The organism is Roseateles sp. PN1, assembly GCF_038419725.1.
Lineage (GTDB): Bacteria > Pseudomonadota > Gammaproteobacteria > Burkholderiales > Burkholderiaceae_C > Paucibacter_A.
The window spans coordinates 168,399-190,897 of record NZ_JBCARA010000012.1; the positions used below are offsets into that span (position 1 = coordinate 168,399).

The following is a 22,499-nucleotide window of genomic DNA, read 5'->3' on the forward strand; positions in this document are numbered from 1 at the left end:
GGCCCGATGGAAGGATATCTACTCGACTGGGCCAATCTACTGCTGCGCTGCTTGCACCTGGTGACGGTGATCGCTTGGATAGGCGCCTCGTTCTACTTTGTCTGGCTGGACAACCATCTGCTCAAACCGACCCGGCCCGACTTGCTGGCTCGCGGTGTGGATGGTGAGTTGTGGGCCGTGCACGGCGGTGGTTTCTACAACCCGCAGAAGTACATGGTGGCGCCGCCCGATCTGCCGCAGCATCTGCACTGGTTTTACTGGGAGAGCTACTGGACCTGGATGAGCGGCTTTGCGCTCTTCGTGGTGCTGTATCTCTTCAATGCCAGCAGCTTTTTGATCGACCCGCGCGTCCATGCTTGGTCGGTGCCTGCGGCAGTGGCCACGGCGCTGGGCTTTTTGGCTGCGGGCTGGTTGGTCTACGACCAGATCTGCCGCCGCTTCGGCCATGAGCGCGACGGGCAAATCGGCAATGACGGCCTGGTGCTGGGCCTGGTCGCGGTGTTTGTGGCGCTGGCGACTTGGGCCGCCTGCCAGCTGTTTGCGGGCCGCGCGGCCTTCATCATCATCGGTGCCATGATGGCCACCATGATGAGCGCCAATGTGCTGTTCTGGATCATCCCGGGCCAAAAGCAGGTCATCGCCGATATACGCGCCGGCCGCCAAGTCAATCCCATCTACGGCCAGCGCGGCAAGCAGCGCAGCGTGCACAACACCTATTTCGGCCTGCCGGTGCTCGCAGCCATGCTGAGCAATCACTACGGCATGCTTTACAGCGCGGCCTGGAATTGGGCGGTGCTGATCACCTTGATGGCCATTGGCGTGCTGGTGCGCATGTACTTCGTCAAACGGCACAAGGGCGTGAATGCTTGGGGGCTGATCGTCGCGGCGCTGGGGCTCTTAGTGGCCTTGGTGATCGCCTTGGCGCCCTCGCCGCAGATGAAAACTGAGGCCAGCGCAGCGACTGCGCCGCCCACGCAGGCCCAGGTGCAGGCGGTGCTGAGCGAACGCTGTGTGATGTGTCACAACGCGCAAATTGCGCAAAAAGGCATTCGCCTGGACACGCCCGAGGCGGTGCTGCAAAACGCCCAGGCCCTGCATCAGCAGGCGGTGGTGCTCAAGCTCATGCCGCTGAATAACGCCACCCAGATCACGGCGGACGAGCGCGATTTGCTCGGGCGCTGGTTCACCAGCCTGCCGCACTGATACCCCCTGAACAGGGCTAGGGGCCCGGCGCCGCCGCCGTGCCCGCGTTTGACTTCGCTCAAAGACAGCGGAGCGGCTTTGCCTGACAGTGTCGGTATGCACCGACTTCCAGACCCCTCAGCCGTGGAATCCTTCGTCTTGCCCGCGGCCCTGCGCAGCAAGGCGAGGCCATCACAGGCTTCGCCGCGGGCCGTTGCCGCGAGTGCGGCCAAAGCGCAGAGCGGCATCAAGGCCGAGCATTGGCTGCAACTACTGGGCGGCCAAGCTGTGGCCGACTCCGAAATGCGCGCCTTGACCGAGCTGGTGCGCTTGCGCCCGGTGGTGGCGGCCGAATCGGTGTTTCGCAGCCAAACCCGGGCCGATCATGTGATCGCGGTGCTGGACGGCGTGGTGGGCCTGGGCTCTATCGGCCCGCAAGGCCAGTTTCACCTCGAACGCAGCGCCCACGGCCCCGCCTGGCTGGACATCAGCAGCGCCTGGGTCGGCCAAGGCCATACCCAGGACGCGCAAGCCATGGGCCCGGCGCTCTTGCTGGAATTGCCGGTGAAGAGCTTGCGCCCGCTGCTGCATCGCTACCCGGATCTGCAGGACCGCTTCATGCTGGCGCTGGCGCAAACGGTGCAAAGCCTGACCGGCGCCACCCATGATCTGATGGCCAAAGATGCGCAAAAGCGCCTGATCAGCTGGTTGCTGCAACGCATGGCCGCACCGGCCGGCGAGGTGGCACTGCGCGAGCGCAAGCGGGAGCTGGCGGCGCAACTGGCCATCACGCCCGAGACGCTGTCGCGCCTGCTGCGTCAGCTGATGGCGGCGGGGCTGATTGAGGTCAAGGGCTACTCCATCAAGCTGCTCAAACTGGCCGATTTGCGCGCCCTGGCGCAAGCTTGAGTGCGGGCGCGGATTGCGCCCATCAATTCCACCCACCAATTCCGCCATTTAATTCCGCCATTTCTTGATCCGGCACCGCGTCCTCGCGCTTAGACTGTTCCTGAGGGTCAGCTGTATCGACCCGCAGCCATCCGTTCAGCCCAAGCCAGAGGAGAGCCGCCTTGAGTCAAGCCGCCGAGAAATTTTTCCAGCACAACAGCGCCCTGCCCACCATGCCCGAGGTGGCCAGCCGCTTGATTCGCAGCTTTGATGACGACAACATCAGCCTGGCAACCCTGGCCGATTTGATCGGCAAAGACGCCAGCCTGTCCGCCAAGGTGCTGCGCTTGGCCAATTCGGCCCGCTACAGCCCCTCCCACCAGATCTCAACCCTGCAAGATGCTGCGGCAGCTCTAGGCATGGAGACGCTGCGCAATCTGTCGCTGGCGGCCTGCATGGCCGGCGCCTTCCCCAAGGTCAAGGGCCTGGACCGCGGCGTGTTCTGGCGCCATGGCATCACCACGGCAGCCTATGCGCGCGTCCTGGCCAAGATGGTCAAGCTCGATGCCGAAACCGCTTACCTGGCCGGCCTGATGCTGCGCACCGGGCAGATCCTGATGGCGCTGGCCGAATCGGACAAAGTGGCCGAGGTGGAAACGCTGGCGGTGGAGCCCGGCAGCCGCTTCTCGCTGGAGCAGCACCGCTTCGATTGCACCCATGCGGATGTGACCGCCTCGCTGGCGCGCCACTGGCATTTCCCCGCCGCCATGGTGGAGGCCTTTGCCGATGCCAACACGCCGATGGAGGTGCGCCCCTTCTCGCTGATGGCGGCTGTGCTGCATATGGCCGAAGTCTTGGCCGACGCCGCGCAAAACAAGGACAACCCGACCCATGCCCTGCAAGTGGCCGTGCCGGAGTTGATCGAGCACCTGCACCTGGACCTGGCCTTTTTGGCGGCCAAGCTGGAAGCCGCTGGCGATGTGGCCAGCGATGTGGAGCAGCTACTGGGCTGAGCCTGAAGCGCTGCCCTGGGCACCCAAGGCACCCACCGCGGCCAGCACCCGCTCGGCCGTGGCCGGCGCGCACAGTTGCGGGTCGCAGCCCGCCGGCCCACAAGCGGCCACCGCATCCTTGATCGCCAACAGGGCCGCAAAGCCCAGCAGCAGCGGCGGCTCGCCCACGGCCTTGCTGCGGTGGATGCTGGCCACCGCATTGGCTTGCTCGAACAAGTTAACGCGGAAATCGAGCGGGCTGTCGTTGGCCGTGGGGATTTTGTAGGTGCTGGGCGCGTGGGTCAGCAGGGCGCCACTACTCGGGTGCCAAACCAATTCCTCGGTGGTGAGCCAGCCGACCCCTTGCACAAAGCCGCCTTCCACCTGGCCGATGTCCAGGGCCGGGTTGAGCGAGCGGCCGGCGTCATGCAGCAGGTCGGCGCGGGTGATGCGGTTCTCTCCGGTCAGGGTGTCCACCAAAACTTCCACTACCGCCGCGCCGTAGGCGAAGTAGTAGAAGGGGCGCCCCTGCAGCCGGGTCTTGTCCCATTGCAGACCTGGCGTGGTGTAGAAACCCTCGCTCCAGAGCTGCACGCGTTGCAGATAGGCCTTGGCGACCAAGTCCTTGAAGCTCAGGCTATGGCTGCCGGCGCGCACCTCATCGTTGGCGAACTCAATCACGGCGACCTCGCAGCCAAACAGTGCGGCGGCGCAAATGGCCAGGCGCTGGCGGATGGTTTGCGCGGCCTGCTGTGCGGCCTTGCCGTTCAAGTCTGTGCCGGTGGAGGCGGCGGTGGCGGAGGTGTTGGCGACTTTTTGCGTGTCGGTGGCGCTGCAGCGCACGGCGCTCAGGCTCAGGCCAAGCTCATGCGCCACCACCTGCGCGACCTTGGTGTTGAGGCCCTGGCCCATCTCGGTGCCGCCATGGTTCACCAGCACCGAGCCGTCGGTGTAGACATGCACCAGCGCACCAGCCTGGTTCAAATGCACCACGTTGAAGGAGATGCCGAACTTGACCGGTGTCAGCGCTAGGCCTTTTTTCAGCACAGCGCTGCTGGTGTTGAAGCGCGCGACCTCGGCGCGGCGGGCGTGGTAATCGCTGCTGGCCAGCAGTTGATCGGTGAGCGGCTGCAAGATGTTGTCGGCCACTGGCTGGCCGTAGGGTGTGACATCACAGCCGCCCTCGCTGCGGTAGAAATTGCGCTGCCGCACCAGCAGCGGGTCCAGGCCCAGGCTGCGGGCAACCGAGTCCAGAATCATCTCGATGGCCAGCGCCCCCTGCGGGCCGCCAAAACCGCGGAAGGCGGTATTGCTTTGCGTGTTGGTGCGGGCGCAAAAACCGTGCAGGGCGAGGTGAGGCAGCCAGTAGGCATTGTCGAAATGGCAGAGCGCGCGGGCCATCACCGGGGCCGAGAGATCGGCGCTGTGGCCGCAGTTGGCGATCAGGTCCACCTCGGCGCCGAGGATGTGGCCTTGCTCATCAAAGCCGATCTGCCAGCGGTAGTCAAAACCGTGGCGGCGGCCGGTGATCAGAAAGTCGTCGTCGCGGTCCACGCGCAGCTTGACGGGGCGCTGCAGCTGCTGCGCGGCGATGGCCGCCACACAGGCGAAGAGCGCCGACTGCGACTCCTTGCCGCCGAAGCCGCCCCCCATGCGCCGGCATTGCACCTGCACCTGATGCGCTTGCCAGCCCAGGGCATGGGCGATCAATTGCTGCATCTCGCTCGGATGCTGGGTCGAGCAATGCAGCAGCATGGCCTGCTGCTCTTGCGGCAAGGCGTAGCTGATCTGGCCTTCCAGGTAAAACTGCTCCTGCCCGCCTACCGACCAGTCGCCGCTTAAGCTGAGTGGCGCCTGCGCCAGCGCAGTGGCTGCGTCGCCCCGGCTCAGGTGCATGGGCGGCACGACATAATCGCCGGCGGCATGGGCTTGCAGCGCGTTCAAAACGGCGGGCAGGGCTTCGCAGCGGATGGCGGTCTTGGCCAGGGCTGCCGCGCGGCGCGCCAGCAAGCGGCTGCTGGCAATCACCGCGAACACCGGCTGGCCCAGATAGCGCAAGTGCTCGGCGGCCAGAATCGGGTCGTCATGGACCAGCGGGCCGCAATTGTTGTCGCCGGGGATGTCCGCCGCTGTCAGTACGGCCACCACGCCGGGCTGGCGCCGCAACAAGTCCAGGTCAATGCCCAGCAGACGGCCATGCGCGACGGGTGAAAGTCCTAGCGCGGCATGCAGCGTGCCCTGGGCTTCGGGGATGTCGTCGGTGTAGCGAGCTTCGCCAGTCACATGAAGGAGGGCGGATTCATGCGGCGGGCTAGTGCCGATCAGGCCAGAGTTGAGCGCGCGCGTCATGCTGCACCTCGTTCTTGGGCTTGCCAAACGCTCAACTCAGGCGCAGGCAGTGGCTCGTCTGGCCGCGTGGCCAGCCAGAGTTTGTGTAAAAGGTTTTGCGCCACCCGCAGGCGGTAGGTGCTGCTGGCGCGCAGATCACTCAGCGGTTGAAAGTCTTGCGCCAAGGCCTGGGCCGCGCGCTGCACGGCGGCCTCATTCCAGGCTTGACCTAGCACTGCCGCTTCGGCTCGCGCCGCGCGCTTGACGATGGCGGCCATGCCGCCGAAGGCAAAGCGGGCCTCGGTCACGCGGGCTTCGTCGTCCAGGCGCAGCGCCAGCACGGCGCAAACGGCGGAGATGTCGCTGTCATAGCGCTTGCTGATTTTGTAGGCTTGCAGTTGCAAGTCGGGCGTGGGCCTGGGCAGGTGCAGGGCCTCGACGAACTCGTCGGCGGCCAGGTCTTTTTGCTGGTAGCCGAGGTAGAAGTCTTGCAGCGGCAGGCGGCGTTGGCCGCGTTGGGCGCTGCGCAGCACGATGTCGGCGCCCAGGGCGATCAGGGCCGGAGCGCCGTCGCCGATGGGGGAGCCGTTGGCGATATTGCCGCCCAGCGTGCCGGCCTGGCGCACCGGCGGCGAGGCGAAGCGCAGCCACAGCTCGCGCAGATTGGGCGCCAGTTCGGCCAGGGCGGCCCAGGCGGCCTCCAGGCTGGCGCCGGCGCCAATCCACAAGCCGGGCCGGCCTTCGAAGGCTTGGGCTCGGATCTGCCGCAGCTCGGCGACTTGGCCGAGGTAGATGATGTCGCCCAGGTCGCGGAACTGTTTGTTGTGCCACAGGCCTATGTCGGTGCCGCCGCTGAGCAGCAGTGCTTGCGGTTTATCCGCACGCAGCTGGGCCAGTTCGGCCACGCTGCGCGGGGCGTGGAAGTGATCGCTGCGGCCTTGGGCTTGATTTTGGCTCGGCTGTGCGGGATTGGCCGCCACGTAGTGCAGGGGCGCATCGCTTTGCAGCTCTCGCAGGCCGGCGGCAATGGCGGGGCCGTCAAGGCGCTGAGCCGGCAGCTCGAACATGCGCTGGCCGGCGTCCAGAATCGGCCGGTAGCCGGTGCAGCGGCACAGATTGCCGGCCAAGTCGTCGGCCAATTGCTGGCGGCTCGGGCGGGTGCCGGCCTCGCAGTGGCGCTCCAGGCAGGCTTGCAAGCTGATCACGATGCCCGGGGTGCAGAAGCCGCATTGGCTGGCGTGGCATTCCACCATCGCTTGTTGCACGGCTTTGGGGGCGGCAGAGCTGCCCAGGTCCTCCACCGTTAGCAGGGCCTGGCCGTCCAGGCTGGGCAGGAACTGGGTGCAGGCGTTGACATTGCGCAGCTGCAACTGGCCGGCGGCATCCAGCTCACCCAGCAGCACCGTACAGGCGCCGCAGTCGCCTTCGGCGCAGCCTTCCTTGCTGCCTGTGCAATGCGCATGCTCGCGCAACCATTCCAGCACGGTGGTGGTGGGGGGCAGGTCTTGCACCGTGCGGATGGCGCCGCGGTGGAAGAAGCGAATGTTGCGGGTCGAGGTACTCATGTTTTTGCCTTGTTTGGCGGGCTTGCTCAGGCTCGAAGATATACGATGGCAGCGTATGCCATCTGAAACAACGATCAAATCCTCTTCGACCCCGCCGAATCGCTTGGCCCTGCGTGGCGATCTGCTTGACTTCAGCGCCCAGCCTGCCTGGGGTGTGCTCGATAGCCCGGCCGTGCGTTTTCAGCCCGACCACTGGTTGCTGATCGCCGATGGCCGCATCCAGGGCAGCCAGCCCGCCGAGCCCGATGAAAGCTGGCACAAGGTGGATCACAGTGGCCGGCTGATCATGCCCGGCTTTGTCGACACCCATGTGCATTGCCCGCAGCTCGATGTGATCGCCTCTTACGGCACTGAGTTGCTGGACTGGCTCAACACCTACACCTTCCCGGCCGAATGCCGCTATGCCGACCCGGCCGTGGCGCAGGCGGGCGCCGAGCGTTTTCTAGACGCCTTGCTGGCCCATGGCACAACAGCGGCGGTGGTCTTCCCCACCGTTCACAAGGTCTCGGCCGAGGCCTTGTTCGCAGCTGCAGCCGAGCGCGGCATGCGCCTAATCACCGGTAAGGTCTTGATGGACCGCCACGCGCCCGCGGCCTTGCTGGACGATGTGGCCAGTGCCGAGCGGGATTGCATCGATTTAATCGACCGCTGGCATGGCCAAGGCCCTCACGGGCGCTTGGCTTATGCGGTGACGCCGCGCTTTGCACCCACCAGCAGTGCCGCGCAACTGGCCATGGCCGGCGCACTTTGCCGTGCCGATGCGTCGCTCTATATGCAAACCCATGTGGCCGAGAACCGCGCCGAGGTGCGCTGGGTCAGCGACTTGTTCCCGCAGGCGCGCAGCTATCTCGATGTGTACGACCAGCTCGGCCTGCTTCATCCGCGCGCGGTGCTGGCGCATGGCATCTGGCTGGACGATGAAGACAGGCTGGCCCTGCAGCGGCGCGGCGCCCAGCTGGCTTTTTGCCCTTCGTCCAACCTTTTCCTGGGCAGCGGCTTGTTTGACTGGGCGGCTGCGGCGGGCACCGGCGTGCCAGTCAGTGTGGCCAGCGATGTAGGCGGCGGCACCAGTTTGAGCATGCAGCGCAATTTGCTCGATGCCTACAAGGTGCAGGCGCTGGCCGGCCAGCGTCTGAGCGCTTGGGCGGCTTTGCATGCTGCCACGCGTGGTGCCGCTGAAGGGCTGGGATTGACGCATGAGCTGGGCCACTTCGGCACCAACACGCTGGCCGATGTGTGCGTGTGGGACTGGGCATGCGGCCCGGTGGCGCAGGCGCGCGATGCGGTGGCCCAGAACTTGCATGAACGTGTGTTCGCGTGGATGTGTTTGTCGGATGAGCGCAATCTCGTCAGCAGCTACGTGGCAGGTAAAATCTCGTATCACCGCAAGACCTGACCCCCAAAGAGACCTTTGCAGCATGACCCTGCGGCTTGAACTTATCGCCATCAGCAAACAGTACCCTTCCGTGAAGGCCAATGATGGGGTGAATTTGCAGGTGCGCGCTGGCCAGATTCATGCCTTGCTGGGCGAGAACGGTGCGGGTAAGTCGACCCTGATGAAAATCGTCTACGGCGCGGTGCAGCCCGACGGCGGCGAGATTCGCTGGAATGGCAAGACGGTGCGCATCAAGAGCCCGGCCGAGGCGCGTGCCCTGGGCCTGAGCATGGTCTACCAGCACTTCTCGCTGTTCGACACCATGACGGCGGCCGAGAACGTCTGGCTGGGCCTGGATAAAAGCATCAGCCTGGCCGAGGTGACGGCGCGCATCCGTGAGGTGGCGCAGGTCTATGGCCTGGACGTTGACCCGCTGCGGCCGGTGCATACGCTGTCGGTGGGCGAGCGGCAACGGGTGGAAATCGTGCGCGCCCTGATGGGCAAGCCCGAGCTTCTAATTCTGGATGAGCCAACCTCGGTGCTAACGCCGCAGGCGGTGGAAAAGCTGTTTGCCACGCTGCGCCAGCTGGCCGCGCAGGGTTGCGCGATTCTCTACATCAGCCACAAGCTCGACGAGATCCGCGCGCTTTGCGATCACTGCACCGTGCTGCGCGCGGGCAAGGTGACGGGCGAGGTGGATCCGCGCACTCAGAGCAATGCTGAGTTGTCACGCCTGATGATTGGCAGCGAGCCGCCACCGTTGCGCGCCGCGCCCTCGGTGGCCCGCCAGCGCAGCCAGGTGCCCGCGCTGAGCCTGCGCCGCCTGAGCCTGGCCAAGGCCCAGCCTTTTGGCACCACTTTGGTGGATTTGGAATTGCAGCTGCAGCCGGGCGAGATCCTGGGTGTGGCGGGCGTGTCGGGCAACGGCCAGCAGGAAATGCTGGCGGCGCTGTCGGGCGAAGATCGCCGCGCCCAGCCCGGCGCCGTGCATTTGTTTGGTCAGGACATTGCCCGCGCCAGCGCGCGCAAGCGCCGCCTTCTGGGCTTGCACTTTGTGCCCGAGGAGCGGCTGGGGCGTGGCGCGGTGCCGGCCATGTCGCTGGCGCAGAACACTTTGCTAACGCGCAGTGACCACGTCACTCGCTGGGGTTGGCTGCGGGTGCATGCGGTGCAGCGCATGGCTGAGACGCTGATCGCTCGCTACCAAGTCAAGGCCGGTGGCGCCGGGGCGGCGGCCAGCAGCTTGTCGGGCGGCAATCTGCAGAAGTTCATTGTCGGGCGCGAGATTTCGGCCGCGCCGCGGGTGCTCATCATTGCCCAGCCGACTTGGGGGGTTGATGTGGGCGCAGCGGCGCTGATCCGCGCCGAGTTGCTCAAGCTGCGCGACGAGGGTTGCGCGGTGCTGCTGGTCAGCGAGGAGTTGGACGAATTGTTTGAGTTGAGCGATCGCCTGGTGGTGATGGCGCAAGGGCGCTTGTCGCCGGTGCTGCCGATCTCAGAGGCCAACCGCGAGTTGGTCGGCGAATGGATGAGCGGGCTTTGGCCTGAAGCCTTGCCCAGCGAAACGCGCGGAGGGGTTTTGCATGCTTAAGCTGGAAGCCCGGCCGCAACCCTCGCGCCTGATGGCGCTGTGCTCGCCTCTGATCGCGCTGGCGGTCACGGTCTTGTTGGGTGTGGGCCTGTTCATGCTATTGGGCAAAGAGCCCATGCGTGGCTTGCAAATGTTTTTTTGGGAGCCGATTCGTTCGGCCTATGCCTGGAGCGAGTTGGGGCTGAAGGCGACGCCGCTGATCCTGATCGCGCTGGGCTTGGCGCTGTGCTTTCGCAGCAATGTCTGGAATATCGGCGCCGAGGGGCAGTTCATCATTGGCGCCCTGGCTGGCGGCTGGGTGGCCATGCAGGCGGATGCTTCCAGCAGCCGCATGATTGTGCTGGCCATTCTGCTGGCAGGCGTCTTGGGAGGCATGGCTTGGGCGGCCATTACCGCCGCATTGCGGGCGCGCTTCAATGCCAATGAGATTCTGGTCAGCCTGATGCTGGTCTATGTGGCTGATTTGCTCTTGAACTACTTGGTTTACGGGCCGTGGAAGGATCCGCAGGGTTTCAATTTCCCGCAGTCCATCAGCTTTTTGGCGGTGACCAAGATTCCTAGATTGTTCGATGGCTCGCGCCTGCACATCGGCGTGTTGATTGCGGCGGCGTCGGTGCTGGGCTTGTGGCTATTCATGTTCCGCAGCTACGCAGGCTTCGCCTTGCAAGTGGGCGGCATGGCGCCGGCCGCGGCGCGCTATGCGGGCTTTTCATCGCAGCGCGCGCTGTGGACGGCGCTGCTGATTTCGGGCGGCTTGGCCGGCCTGGCCGGCGCCCTGGAAGTGGCCGGACCGCTGGGGCAACTGACGCCTTATGTGCCGGCGGGCTTCGGCTTTGCCGCCATCATCGTGGCCTTTGTGGGGCGCTTGCATCCGGTGGGCATTGTGTTTTCAGGCATCTTGATGAGCATGTTCTACATCGGTGGGGAGTTGGCGCAGTCCCGCCTGGGCCTGCCCAAGTCCATCACCGGGGTGTTCCAGGGCCTGCTGCTGTTCACCTTGCTGGCCAGCGACACCTTGATTCATTACCGCCTGCGTTGGGTGCGCCCGGCTGCGGGCCAACAGGCTTAATCAGGAGTCAGCATGGAATCGATTGCTCTCTTGATTGCTGCGGCCATGAGCGCCGGGACCTTTCTGGCGCTGGCGGCCCTGGGCCTCTTGATCAATGAACGCGCTGGCGTGGTCAATCTTGGTGCTGAAGGCATGATGTTGGTGGCGGCGGTGGCGGGCTATGCCACGGCTTTTCACACCGGCAGCGACACCTTGGCCTTCGCGGCTGGCATGGCGGCTGGGGCGCTGTTGGCGGGTTTGTTCGGCCTGCTAGTAATCTGGCTCAACACCAATCAATACGCCGCCGGTTTGGCACTGAGCCTGTTTGGTGCGGGCTTCTCGGCTTTTGTGGGCCTGGGTTACACGCAAGAGAAGCTGTCGCCCCGGCTGTCGCACCAAATTCCGGTCCTGGCGGATATTCCCTTCATCGGCCCGGCTTTCTTCAAACATCATCCCTTGGTCTACGGCACGATTGCTTTGACCTTCGGCTTGGCTTGGTTCTTGTATCGCTCGCGCTCAGGCCTGATTCTGCGCGCCGTGGGTGAGTCGCCCGAGTCGGCCCATGCCTTGGGCTACCCGGTGCGCCGCCTGCGCTTGGCGGCGGTGATGGCTGGCGGTGCTTTGTGCGGCTTGGCTGGTGCCTATGTCTCGGTCATCTACACGCCGCTGTGGGTGGAAGGCATGATTGCCGGCAAGGGCTGGATCGCGCTGGCGTTGACTACCTTCGCTACCTGGCGGCCGGCGCGCGTCTTGTTGGGCGCCTATCTGTTTGGCTTTGTCACCATGTTGCAGTTCTATCTGCAAGGTCAGGGCATGCAAATTGCTAGCCAGTTCCTCAGCATGCTGCCTTATCTGGCCACCATCACCGTGCTGGTGCTGATTTCCAGCAATGCCAATTTCATCCGGGCGAATATGCCGGCCTCACTGGGCAAGCCCTTCTTCCCGGGTTCCTGATTGCCCTCATTCCTCCGCAACCTTGTTGCTCATTTTTTGGAGATGCCATGAATCAAGACAAGCGCAGACACCTGCTCAAACTGGGTGCCTGGACAAGTTTGGCCGCCACGGCCGCCTTGCTGGGCTGTGGCAAGAAGGAGGAGGCTGCAGCGCCGGCCGCTCCCGCATCCGCCGCCAGCGCCGCTGACGCAGCCGCCAAGCCCCAGCCTTTGAAGATCGCTTTTGCCTACGTCGGCCCGGTGGGTGACGGCGGCTGGACCTTCGCGCACGACAACGCACGCAAGGCCCTGGACAAAGAATTTGGCGACCGTATCGTCACCAGCATCGTTGAGAAGGTGCCCGAGGCGGCCGACGCCGAGCGCGTCTTCCGCGATATGGTGGGTCAGGATGCCAAACTCATTTTTGGCACCACTTACGGCTATATGGAACCCATGCTCAAGGTGGCCCAGGACAGCCCCGGGGTGAAGTTTGAGCATGCCACCGGCTATAAGCAGGCCGGCAATATGCGCACCTACGACGCACGCACCTACGAGGGCGCGTACATGGCTGGCGTGATCGCCGGACGCATGAGCAAGACCGGGACGCTGGGTGTGGTCGGTTCCATCCCAATTCCCGAAGTGATCCGCAATATCAACAGCTTCACCCTCGGCGCGCAGACCGGCAACCCAAAGATCAAGGTCAAAGTGGTGTGGGTCAACAAGTGGTTCGACCCACCGCAAGAATCGGAAGCGGCGCAGACCCTGATCAATGGTGGCGCCGACGTCTTGATGCAAAACACCGACTCCAGCGCCGTGCTGCAGACGGCCGAGAAGAACGGCAAGCTGGCCTTCGGCTGGGATTCCGATATGAGCGGCTACGGCCCCAAGGCTCACCTGGGTTCTGCCGTCATCAATTGGGCACCGTACTACATCGCCAGCGTGCGTGAAGTGCTGGACGGCAAGTGGACAGCCGGCCCAGGCAAGCATGCCTGGTGGGGCGTCAAAGAGGGGGCCATCGATCTGGTCTCGATCTCTGACAAAGTGCCGGCAGAAGCCAAGGCCGAGCTGGACAAGGTCAAGGCCGGTCTCAAGGACGGCAGCTTCGCGATCTGGAAGGGCCCCTTGCTGGCGCAAGACGGCAAGGAGGTGCTGAAGGCCGGCGATGTGGCCGACGACAAGTTCCTCTCCGGCATCAACTTCTACGTCAAGGGCGTGGAAGGCAATTTGCCAGGCGCCAAATAAGGCTTCGGCCTAGTTGAAAGCAGAGTGGCGCCAACTTGGCGCCGCACAAACAAAAAAGCAGCCCGTCAAGGCTGCTTTTTTTATTCAGGCTTTACAAATCAAACACTGCGACGGCGGCGTGCCAAGAAACCAAACACGCCCAAGCCGGCCAGCAGCAGGGAGTAAGACGATGGCTCCGGAACCGCTGTGGTGAAGGTTGTCGAACCGTCCACCTTAAGCAGCATGTCATTGTTGCCGACCGCATAGGTGGGGAACAAATCGCCAAAATTATTGGACGAGTTGTTGTGGAAGGACGTGGTGGCCGAGGTGCCCACCGGCAGGCTCTGGTTGGACGAGAAGTTCATGCCAGTGACGGGACCCGTGCTGCTGGTCAGGTAGTTACCATCCACGGCACCGACCACTTTGAAGTCGAAGGCCGCAGAGCCAATACCCGTACCGACGGTGGGTGAGAAGAACGAGGAAACACCGCCGGGCGTCACATTGAACATGCCGAACAAATGACCATCGTCAAAGCCCTTGCCCGATGCGGTATCTGACTTGAAGCCGCCTTCCGCCAAGCTGTCGTAGTACAGGCCAGCGGAGCCGCCGATGGTCTTGAATGTTGCCACGAAGCCTGAGCCAACCGCGGTCACGCTCGTCACCTGCAGCTGAACATGGGCTGCGACAGTGACTTCATAGCCGCCAGCGGCAAAGCTGCCATTCAGTGTGGGCGAAAGCGCGCCGGTGAAGCTCACGACATTGGCCTGATACAGGTAGTCCTGAATAGCGCCGACAACGGGTACTGCTGAGCCGACACCCTTCAAAACGCCGCTGCCCGTCTCGTTTTCGTCAAAAGCCGTGATGCCGGAGGCCAGCGTATTGCCGAGGCCGTCCTTGACGGTCACGGTTGCGAACGCACTCGCAGCCAGGGCGGACGTGACACCAGCAAGCGCCAGGGCACGAACCAAATGAGTCAATCTAGACATGTTTACTACTCCCGAAAACCAATGACAGCCGAAGGTGCCGTTCAGGTCATGACTGAGACAAACGGCAGACAAATAGACAGACCAGGGCGATAGCGCCACTCGCCTAGCGTTTCAGCGCCTCAACTAAGCCGCTCCCACAACGGTAGCGGTCCAGTGATGAATTGATTATGACGAAGCCTAGAAAAAAACGGTCACCTGATGGCCCTTGAAACAAGGGGGCGTGTAAACCCTTGGTGATAACCCTAGTTAACCCTAGCTTAGTAAGGCATCAGCCTTCGGCGATTCGCTTGGCCAGGTGCGCCAAGGCTTCTTCGACCTGATCGACCAGAACCAAGCACAAATCGCCTGGCTGCAATCTGGCCAAAGCCTTGTCGATGGCGATGAACTCGCCCCGAATTTCGTCGATATGGCTGGTGCGGCTGGCACCTTCCAGGCCTTGGCGCAAGAGCGCCAGCACCTCGCCGTCTTGGCGGCCGCGTTGGCAGGCGTCCTCAAACAGGAGCACGTCGTCAAAGGCTGCACCGAGGATGACGGTTTGTTCTCGGATGTCTTCGTCGCGGCGGTCTCCGGCGCCGCTGATCACGACCGAGCGGCGTTTGCCCGGCAGGGCTGCAACGGCCGAGACCAGGGCGCGCATCGCGTCGGCGTTATGGCCGTAATCGGCAATCACGGTGGCACCGCGATAGTCCATCACATTGAAGCGGCCGGGGGCGTTGTCGGCGTCATTGGCGAAGCTGGCCACGCCGCGGCGCACGGTGTCCCAGTCCAGGCCGATGCCCCAGGCTGCTGCCACCGAGGCCATGGCGTTCTCGACCTGGAAGCCGATGGCGCCGTTGCGGGTGATGGGGATTTCGCGCAGTGGGATGCTTTCACGCCAGCTGCCTTGGGCGGCCACCAGCATGTCGCCGTCGATGTAGACGCAGCGCTTGCCTTGCGCGCGGTGAGTCGCCATCAAGGGATGATGCCGGTCAGCGGCGAAGTAAATCACTTGGCCGGGGCAGGTTGCGGCCATGCCGGCGACGATAGGGTCAGCGGCGTTGAGCACCGCGAAACCGGTGGGTGCAACGTTCTGCACGATGACGCGCTTGACCAAGGCCAGCTCCTCGACGGTGTTGAGGAAGTTCATGCCCAGGTGGTCGCCGGCGCCGAGATTGGTGACGACGGCGACTTGGCAGCGGTCAAAGCCTAGGCCTTCGCGCAGCACGCCGCCACGCGCGGTTTCAAACACGGCGGCCTCGACGTCGGGATGCATCAGCACATTGCGTGCGCTCTTAGGGCCGGAGCAATCACCGCTGTCGATCTGGCGGCCGTCCACATAGACGCCGTCGGTATTGGTCATGCCGACCTTCAGGCCACAGGTGGCGAAGAGGTGGGCAATCAGGCGGGATGTCGTCGTCTTGCCGTTGGTGCCGGTGACGGCCACCACCGGAATGCGGCCATCTTCACTCTTGTGGCCATGGCCGTAGAGGTGGGCAATGATGGCCTCGCCAACATTGCGGCCCTTGCCGTAGCTGGGGCTCAAGTGCATGCGCAGGCCGGGGGCGGCGTTGACCTCGACGATGCCGCCGCTTTGCTCTTCCAGCGGGCGCAGCACGCCTTCGGCCACCACGTCCACGCCGCAGACATGCAGGCCCACGACTTGGGCTGCGGCAATCGCGCGGGCGGCCACTTCGGGGTGCACATCGTCTGTCACATCGGTGGCGGTGCCGCCGGTGGACAAATTGGCGTTATTGCGCAAGATGACGCGGCGGCCCTTCTCAGGCACCGACTCGGGGGTCAGGTCTTGCTGCACCAGGCGCGCCACGGCGATGTCGTCGAAGCGAATCTTGGTCAGCGAGGTGGCGTGGCCATCGCCGCGCTTGGGGTCGGCATTGACCTTGTCCACCAATTGCTTGACGGTCAGTTCGCCGTCGCCGATCACATGCGGTGGGTCGCGGCGGGCGGCGGCGACCAGCTTGTCGCCGATCACCAGCAGGCGGTAGTCACTGCCGGGCAGGAATTTCTCCACCATCACGGTGCCGATTTCATCGGCCGCCTTGTAGGCGATTTCCATGTGTTCGCGGGTGACGACGTTGACCGTCACGCCCTTGCCCTGGTTACCGTCTTGCGGCTTCACCACGACGGGCAGGCCCACGTCCAGCGCCACTTGCCAGGCTTCATCCACCGAATGCACCGGGCTGCCGATGGGCACCGGTACGCCGGCCGATTGCAGCAAGCGCTTGGTGAGGTCTTTATCTTGTGCAATGGACTCGGAGACGGCGCTGGTGGCGTCCACCTCCGCGGCCCAGATGCGGCGCTGCTTGGCACCCCAACCAAACTGCACCAAGCTGCCTTGGGTCAGGCGGCGATAAGGCACGCCACGGGCCACGGCCGCGTTGACGATGGAACCGGTGCTTGGTCCCATGCGCACATCTTCATCCAGATCGCGCAGTTCCTTGAGCGCAGCATCGGCATCAAAGGCAGTGCCGTCCAGTGCAGCGGCGATCAGCTTGCGCGCGTAGTCAAAGGCCAGCTTGCCGACGTCTTCTTCGCTGTACTCCACCACGACTTGGTAGCTGCCGGGCTCGGAGGTGACGTGGGTGTGGCTGAAGGTGACCGGGCAACCGGCCTGGGCTTGCAGGGCCAGGGTGGCTTGTTCCAGCACATGGGCCAGCGAGATCGGCGTGCGCGTGGCGCTGGCCGGACGCAGGGCGCCAATGCGGGGGAACAGGGCGCGCAGCCGGGCTTCGAACTCGGGCAGGGCGGCGATTGATTGCTCTTGCGGCTGGCAATGCACAACAGCCTCGATGGCCGTATGGCGGCTCCACATATTGGGGCCACGCAGTGCACGGGTGCGAGAGACTTCCATGGTTTGCTGTCTTTCGAATCTGGAAAAAAAGGGGATCGCTAACGAGGCCGGGTGTGATCAGGCGTGCAAGTCAGGAACAAAAGTGTCCAGGCCGGCGGAAATCAACTCGGGCGAAATATTCATGGCCCAGCCGGTGGCCACGGCGGCCAGCACAACGCTGCTATCCAACTCGGCCGTCGCGGCGGCAGGCGTCGCTGCAAAGCGGCGCAGCAAGGCCTCGACATTGGCGCCCAGGGTTTCCGATTGGCCCTGCGCCAGCATGGCGGCACCACCTTGCAAGAAGACAGCCCGGCCACCCTTGGCGCGGTGCTCCTGCAAGGCCGGCAGCTGAGCATCTTCGGCGTACAAAATGACCTCGCCGTCGCACAGTTCCATCATGTCCAGCAGGCGCGGCTCGGCGGCGTTCAAGACGGCCGCACCTTCGCTCAGCACCACATCGATCTGGGTGCGCATGACCTTGAAGAGCTGATCTTCGGTCTGCACGTCAAAGTCGCCCAGGGCGGCGATGCCGCCCATATCCGTGACCACGCCCACATGGCAGCGGTCATAGGCCAGGCCGTCGCGCAAGACGGATTCGGCGCTGTTTTCGATCACCACGGCGTCGACGCCGCGGTTCATCAGCAAGCGGTGCGAGGCGTCCCAGCGCGCGCTGTTCTTGCGTTCGACCCGGCGTGTACCCAGGAACAAGCCATCGCGGCAGGCCAGGCCGACATGGCGACCGTTGAGGTGCAGCAGCCAGGCCACCAGGCGGGAAATGGTGTGGGTGCCGCGCGAGCCGGCGATGCCCACAACGGGAATTCGGCCGGTTTCATCGTCGGCAAACAAATGGTCGATGATGGCCTGGCCCACCGGCTGGGGCATGCCTTCGGCGGGCTTCAGGTGCATCAGCAGGCCTGGGCCGGCATTGACTTCGACGATGGCGCCGCCTTGCTCCTGCAAGGGGCGGCTGATGTCCTGAGCCACGACGTCGATGCCGGCAATGTCCAGGCCAATCACGCGGGCAGCCAGGGCCACGGTATGGGCCACTTCGGGGTGAACCAGATCGGTGCAGTCGATGGCGACATTGCCGTTGCGCTGGATCAGCACTTGGCGGCCGGATTCGGGCACCGCCTCAATACTCAGACCTTGGCGCTCCAGATCCAGCAGGATCACCGCATCTTCCAGTGGATTGATGCGGTTGAGCGGGAATTCTTCGGTCAGGCCGCGGCGCGGGTCGGTGTTGATTTGCGAGTCGATCAGTTGGCCCACGGTCTGCGTGCCGTCGCCGATCACAAAAGCGATGTCGCCGCGGGCGGCGGCCACCACCTTGCCGCCCACCACCAGCAGGCGGTGTTCGTTGCCGGGGATATAGCTTTCCACCAGCACTTCGCTGCCGTGTTCTTCGGCCAGCTTGAATGCGGCGTAGACGTCTTCGCGCTTCTTCAGGTCCAGGGTGACACCGCGGCCGTGGTTGCCGTCGGATGGTTTGACCACCACCGGCAAGCCCAGGTCAACGGCTGCTTCCCAGGCGGCTTCGGCCGACTTCACCGCGACACCGGCGGGCACCGGCACGCCGCAGGACTTCAGCAGGGTCTTGGTCAGATCCTTGTCGCCGGCAATGCCTTCGGCGATGGCGCTGGTCATATCCGTCTCAGCCGTCCAGATGCGGCGTTGGCGGGCACCATGGCCCAGCTGCACCAGATTGCCGTCATTGAGGCGGATATGCGGGATGCGGCGGTCGGTGGCGGCGGCAACGATGGCGGCCGTCGAGGGGCCGAGGTAGCAGTCGTCGAGCTTGTCGCGCACCCGGGCCACGGCGGCGTCCACGTCAAAGGCTTGGTCGTTGATGGCGGCCATCAACAAGGCATGGCCCTCGGCCAGGGCGCTGCGGGCCACTTGCTCGTCACGGGCGCGGAACACCATGCGGTAAACGCCGCGCTGGCTGGTGCTGCGGGTTTGGCCAAAACCGGTGGGCATGCCCGCCAGGTTCAAGAGCTCGATCACCACATGCTCCAGCACATGGCCGCACCAGGTGCCTTCCACCAGGCGCTGCAGAAAACCGCCGCGTTCGCCCACGCCGCAATGGTGTTCGATTAGGGCCGGCAGGGCCTTGGTCAGGCGCTCGGTGAAGCCGGGCAGCAGATTGCTGGGGTAGTCCTCCAGCTCGCCCAGGTCCAGCCAGACCTCCAGCACGGGACGGTAGGTCCACATATTGGGCCCGCGCAAATAATTGATGCGCTGCAGCTTGATGTCTTCTTTCTTGCTCATGGATGGCATGGACTGATGAGGGGGAGGGGAATTTTTGCGGGTATCGCGGCAGGGCATCATTGTGCGCCCTTTGGCAAGCGTCAAGGCTGACAGCGGCTTACAAGGCGCCCAAGTGACTGTTTGCTTTTGTCCACTTGCGCTGCAGCCCGAGCGCAAGAATTGCTGCGGAAAGTGGTGAGGGGCGGCGCATGAGTGAAAATCTCACTCCAAACAACGCCAGGTGGCTTTTTAAAGACCTTGGCTCAAAAACACAATGCAGCATCATCATCCTGTTGTCGTCGACGCTTCTGTTCAGCACCCCCAGTGGGCCGCTTTGCAATCACGCCTGTTAACGAATGAGAACGTTCAAGCCCAGCTGGAGGTTGACCTCGACTCGCGGATGCAGTTTGCCAGCGGCCTGTTGGCGCTGACGAATCAGCGTTTGCTGGCCTGGGATCCGGCCACGGCGGTGTGGAGCGAGTGGGCGCTGACCCCGGGCATGGAAATGCGCATCAGCGACCATGCCGGCATTGGCAGTCTGGAGCTGATTGAAGGTGCGCAACGCTTGGCGCAATGGCGCTTCACCCTGCAGATCAATCTGCAAGCCCAGCGCTGGCAAGAAGCGTTTGAGAACCGCGCCGTGGTCGGCGAGGGCTCGGCCGAGGACTTGGAGTTCTGCCCCAGCTGCAAGGCGCCGCTGCCACCCGAGAGCGAAGAGTGCCCCACTTGTGCGCGTGAGCTGCATACGCCGCCGTCCACCTGGGTGCTGCTGCGCCTGTGGCAATTCGCTCGCCCCTACCAGGGCCAGCTGTTGCTGGGCTTCTTGCTGATGTTGGGCGCCACGGGCGCCACCTTGGTGGGCCCTTATCTCTATCGGCCGCTGATGGACGAGGTGTTGATCCCCTTTCAGGCCGGGCAGAAGATTGATCCTTGGCTGGTGACTTTCTATTTGAGCGGCTTGTTTGGTGCCGGCCTGGTGTCCTGGCTGCTCGGCTGGGCCAAGACCTATATCTTGGCCTTGGTGTCGGAGCGCATTGCGGCCGATCTGCGCACCCATACCTTTGAGCATCTGCTGTCGCTGTCGCTGGAGTATTTCGGCAATAAGCGCACCGGTGACTTGATGTCGCGCATCGGCTCGGAGACCGACCGCATCAGCGTGTTCTTGTCCCTGCATGCGTTGGACTTCATCACCGATGTGCTGATGCTGACCATGACGGCGGTGATTTTGTTCTCCATCAACCATTGGCTGGCCCTGGCCACCTTGGTGCCGCTGCCCTTCATTGCCTGGATGATCCATCTGGTGCGTGACCGCCTGCGCACCGGTTTCGAGAAGATCGACCGCGTCTGGGGTGAGGTGACTTCGGTGCTGGCCGACACCATTCCTGGCATCCGCGTGGTCAAGGCCTTTGCGCAAGAAAGCCGCGAAGCCAAGCGCTTCAAGGACGCCAACGACAACAACCTCAAGGTCAACGACAAGCTCAACAAGACCTGGAGCTTGTTCACCCCCACGGTGTCACTGCTGACCGAAATGGGCTTGCTGGTGGTTTGGGCCTACGGCATCTACCTGATCTCGCATCAAGACATCACGGTGGGTGTGCTGACCTCGTTCTTGGCCTATATCGGCCGCTTCTACGGCCGCATGGACTCGATGAGCCGCATCGTCTCGGTGACGCAAAAGGCCGCCGCCGGCGCCAAGCGCATCTTTGACATCCTGGACCATCAATCCAATGTGCCCGAACCCACCCACCCGGTGGAAATGAACAAGGTGCAGGGCGGCTTGCAAATCGATGACATCGGCTTCCGCTACGGCAACCGGGCCGTGATTCGGGGCCTGACGCTGGAGATCAAGCCCGGGGAAATGATCGGCTTGGTGGGCCATAGCGGCTCGGGCAAGAGCACGCTGGTGAACCTGATCTGCCGCTTCTACGACGTGACCGAAGGTGGAATCCGTGTGGATGGCGTCGACCTGCGCCGCATCCGCGTGGCTGACTATCGCCGCCACATCGGCCTGGTGTTGCAAGAACCTTTCCTGTTCTTCGGCACCATTGCCGAGAACATCGCCTACGGCAAGCCCGACGCTACACGCGAAGAAATCGTGGCCGCGGCACGCGCCGCACATGCGCATGAATTCATCCTGCGCCTGCCGCAGGGCTATGACTCGCTGGTGGGTGAGCGGGGTCAGGGCTTGTCAGGCGGGGAGCGCCAACGCATCTCGATCGCCCGCGCGCTGCTGATCGACCCGCGCATCCTGATCCTCGACGAAGCCACCTCCTCGGTGGACACCGAGACCGAAAAGGAAATTCAGAAGGCGCTGGATAACCTGGTGCAAGGCCGCACCACCATCGCCATCGCCCACCGCTTGTCCACGTTGCGCAAGGCGGATCGTCTGGTGGTGATGGATCGCGGCCAGGTGGTTGAAGTTGGGCCGCACGACGAGTTGATGGAAAAGCGCGGCCACTACTGGCGCTTGTATGAGGCGCAGGCGCGCCGGGTGGATGCGGAAGAAACCGTGCCCCTGCTGCCGCCTAATCTGTCCGCCCACACCCTCAACGCCTGAGCGAGCGCCGCCACCATGACAACAACGACATATCAAAAGCTGGAGCGCAACGCCCTGGGCCGGCTGGTGCTGACCGATGAGGCGGGCCAGCGTCACGAGGCCGTGGTGCCGGTGCGCGCGCACCCCATCTCAGCCCCTGACGAAGGCGTTTCGCTGGTGGGTCAGGACGGGCATGAGCTGCTGTGGGTCAACCGCCTCAGCGACCTGCCCGCGCCGGAGCGCGAATTGCTTGAGTCTGAGCTGGCCAGCCGCGACTTCATGCCCAGCGTGCTGAGCATCAAGAAGGTGTCGACCTTCTCAACGCCCAGCCAGTGGACGGTGGAAACCGACCGCGGCGAAACCCAATTCATCCTGCGCACCGAAGAGGACATCCGCCGCCTGGGCGAAGGCCGCCTCTTGATCGCCAGCAGCCATGGCCTGCAACTGCTGGTGCCGGACCGCTTTGCGCTGGACAAGGGCTCGAAGAAGATTCTGGAACGATTCCTATAACTTTGAGTGACAGACCGCCCGAGCGAGCGCAGCGAGCGAGTAGCTCTGAGGCTGCACAGCTAAGCCGGAAGGCTTGGCTCGGCTGCCGAAGGACTTGCCGCGATACCAGCGGCAAGGCTGTCTCCAACTGTTTGAGCGGGTTTGTGAGTGACAGACCGCCCGAGTGAGCACAGCGAGCGAGTAGCTCTGAGGCTGCACAGCCAAGCCGGAAGGCTTGGCTCGGCTGCCGAAGGACTTGCCGCGATACCAGCGGCAAGGCTGTCACCAACTG

Annotated in this window: 15 protein-coding genes; 10 read left to right on the forward strand and 5 right to left on the reverse strand. The window is 63.9% G+C overall.

The features are described from left to right. Nucleotides 1-6: 6 nt before the first annotated feature. The 3 genes from AABB87_RS18435 (at nt 7) to AABB87_RS18445 (ending at nt 3,083) form a co-directional block, all read left to right on the forward strand. Nucleotides 7-1,203, forward strand: a complete 1,197-nt coding sequence (locus AABB87_RS18435; RefSeq protein ID WP_341972727.1) for a urate hydroxylase PuuD — start codon at nt 7-9, stop codon at nt 1,201-1,203. 96 nt (nt 1,204-1,299) lie between these two features. Then, on the forward strand, nt 1,300-2,091 hold the full coding sequence (locus tag AABB87_RS18440) for a Crp/Fnr family transcriptional regulator (RefSeq protein WP_341972728.1): 792 nt from the start codon (nt 1,300-1,302) through the stop codon (nt 2,089-2,091). A 161-nt stretch (nt 2,092-2,252) separates the two neighbouring features. Continuing rightward, entirely contained in the window at nt 2,253-3,083 is an 831-nt protein-coding gene (locus AABB87_RS18445) for an HDOD domain-containing protein (protein ID WP_341972729.1), read from the forward strand. Here the strand turns inward: AABB87_RS18445 and xdhB are convergent. Both xdhB and xdhA read right to left on the reverse strand, forming a co-directional pair. After that, complete coding sequence (xdhB, locus tag AABB87_RS18450; protein ID WP_341972730.1) at nt 3,072-5,411, reverse strand: xanthine dehydrogenase molybdopterin binding subunit; 2,340 nt, start codon at nt 5,409-5,411, stop codon at nt 3,072-3,074. The genes AABB87_RS18445 and xdhB overlap by 12 nt on opposite strands. Further along, complete coding sequence (gene xdhA, locus AABB87_RS18455) at nt 5,408-6,955, reverse strand: xanthine dehydrogenase small subunit (RefSeq protein WP_341972731.1); 1,548 nt, start codon at nt 6,953-6,955, stop codon at nt 5,408-5,410. Before xdhA ends, xdhB begins: the two co-directional genes overlap by 4 nt. A 55-nt stretch (nt 6,956-7,010) precedes the next feature. Between xdhA and guaD the strand changes: the two genes are divergently transcribed. Genes guaD through AABB87_RS18480 form a run of 5 tightly spaced genes read left to right on the forward strand, consistent with a single transcriptional unit; the run spans nt 7,011 to nt 13,143 of the window. Next, nucleotides 7,011-8,351, forward strand: a complete 1,341-nt coding sequence (gene guaD / locus AABB87_RS18460) for a guanine deaminase (protein WP_341972732.1) — start codon at nt 7,011-7,013, stop codon at nt 8,349-8,351. A gap of 22 nt (nt 8,352-8,373) precedes the next feature. Then, the gene (locus tag AABB87_RS18465) at nt 8,374-9,921 is read left to right on the forward strand and encodes an ABC transporter ATP-binding protein (RefSeq protein ID WP_341972733.1); all 1,548 of its coding nucleotides are present in this window, start codon (nt 8,374-8,376) and stop codon (nt 9,919-9,921) included. Continuing rightward, entirely contained in the window at nt 9,914-10,990 is a 1,077-nt protein-coding gene (locus AABB87_RS18470) for an ABC transporter permease (protein WP_341972734.1), read from the forward strand. Before AABB87_RS18465 ends, AABB87_RS18470 begins: the two co-directional genes overlap by 8 nt. Nucleotides 10,991-11,002: 12 nt before the next feature. Continuing rightward, complete coding sequence (locus tag AABB87_RS18475; protein WP_341972735.1) at nt 11,003-11,923, forward strand: ABC transporter permease; 921 nt, start codon at nt 11,003-11,005, stop codon at nt 11,921-11,923. A gap of 47 nt (nt 11,924-11,970) precedes the next feature. Beyond that, nucleotides 11,971-13,143, forward strand: a complete 1,173-nt coding sequence (locus tag AABB87_RS18480) for a BMP family ABC transporter substrate-binding protein (protein WP_341972736.1) — start codon at nt 11,971-11,973, stop codon at nt 13,141-13,143. Between the two features lie 98 nt (nt 13,144-13,241). On the opposite strand, the gene AABB87_RS18485 is transcribed toward AABB87_RS18480, so the two are convergent. The 3 genes from AABB87_RS18485 to AABB87_RS18495 form a co-directional block, all read right to left on the reverse strand. Beyond that, nucleotides 13,242-14,027 carry a PEP-CTERM sorting domain-containing protein gene (locus tag AABB87_RS18485; protein WP_341972737.1) on the reverse strand — a complete coding sequence of 262 codons (786 nt, stop codon included), beginning with the start codon at nt 14,025-14,027 and terminating at the stop codon, nt 13,242-13,244. A gap of 349 nt (nt 14,028-14,376) precedes the next feature. Next, complete coding sequence (cphA, locus tag AABB87_RS18490) at nt 14,377-16,956, reverse strand: cyanophycin synthetase (RefSeq protein ID WP_341972738.1); 2,580 nt, start codon at nt 16,954-16,956, stop codon at nt 14,377-14,379. Between the two features lie 57 nt (nt 16,957-17,013). Beyond that, complete coding sequence (locus tag AABB87_RS18495) at nt 17,014-19,203, reverse strand: cyanophycin synthetase (RefSeq protein WP_341972739.1); 2,190 nt, start codon at nt 19,201-19,203, stop codon at nt 17,014-17,016. Between the two features lie 253 nt (nt 19,204-19,456). On the opposite strand from AABB87_RS18495, the gene AABB87_RS18500 reads away from it, so the two are divergent. Then, nucleotides 19,457-21,739 (forward strand): cyanophycin metabolism-associated ABC transporter, encoded by a 2,283-nt coding sequence (locus AABB87_RS18500; RefSeq protein WP_341972740.1) that lies wholly within the window; start codon nt 19,457-19,459, stop codon nt 21,737-21,739. 15 nt (nt 21,740-21,754) lie between these two features. Further along, entirely contained in the window at nt 21,755-22,228 is a 474-nt protein-coding gene (locus AABB87_RS18505) for a cyanophycin metabolism-associated DUF1854 family protein (RefSeq protein WP_058718510.1), read from the forward strand. Nucleotides 22,229-22,499 lie beyond the last annotated feature (271 nt).

Coding starts and splice junctions, on each gene's coding strand:
- AABB87_RS18475 (WP_341972735.1), top strand. CDS start 11,003: ATGGAATCGATTGCTCTCTTGATTGCTGCGGCCATGAGCGCCGGGACC.
- cphA (WP_341972738.1), bottom strand. CDS start 16,956: ATGGAAGTCTCTCGCACCCGTGCACTGCGTGGCCCCAATATGTGGAGC.
- AABB87_RS18480 (WP_341972736.1), top strand. CDS start 11,971: ATGAATCAAGACAAGCGCAGACACCTGCTCAAACTGGGTGCCTGGACA.
- AABB87_RS18470 (WP_341972734.1), top strand. CDS start 9,914: ATGCTTAAGCTGGAAGCCCGGCCGCAACCCTCGCGCCTGATGGCGCTG.
- guaD (WP_341972732.1), top strand. CDS start 7,011: ATGCCATCTGAAACAACGATCAAATCCTCTTCGACCCCGCCGAATCGC.
- AABB87_RS18440 (WP_341972728.1), top strand. CDS start 1,300: ATGCACCGACTTCCAGACCCCTCAGCCGTGGAATCCTTCGTCTTGCCC.
- xdhB (WP_341972730.1), bottom strand. CDS start 5,411: ATGACGCGCGCGCTCAACTCTGGCCTGATCGGCACTAGCCCGCCGCAT.
- AABB87_RS18505 (WP_058718510.1), top strand. CDS start 21,755: ATGACAACAACGACATATCAAAAGCTGGAGCGCAACGCCCTGGGCCGG.
- AABB87_RS18465 (WP_341972733.1), top strand. CDS start 8,374: ATGACCCTGCGGCTTGAACTTATCGCCATCAGCAAACAGTACCCTTCC.
- AABB87_RS18435 (WP_341972727.1), top strand. CDS start 7: ATGGAAGGATATCTACTCGACTGGGCCAATCTACTGCTGCGCTGCTTG.
- AABB87_RS18500 (WP_341972740.1), top strand. CDS start 19,457: ATGCAGCATCATCATCCTGTTGTCGTCGACGCTTCTGTTCAGCACCCC.
- AABB87_RS18495 (WP_341972739.1), bottom strand. CDS start 19,203: ATGAGCAAGAAAGAAGACATCAAGCTGCAGCGCATCAATTATTTGCGC.
- xdhA (WP_341972731.1), bottom strand. CDS start 6,955: ATGAGTACCTCGACCCGCAACATTCGCTTCTTCCACCGCGGCGCCATC.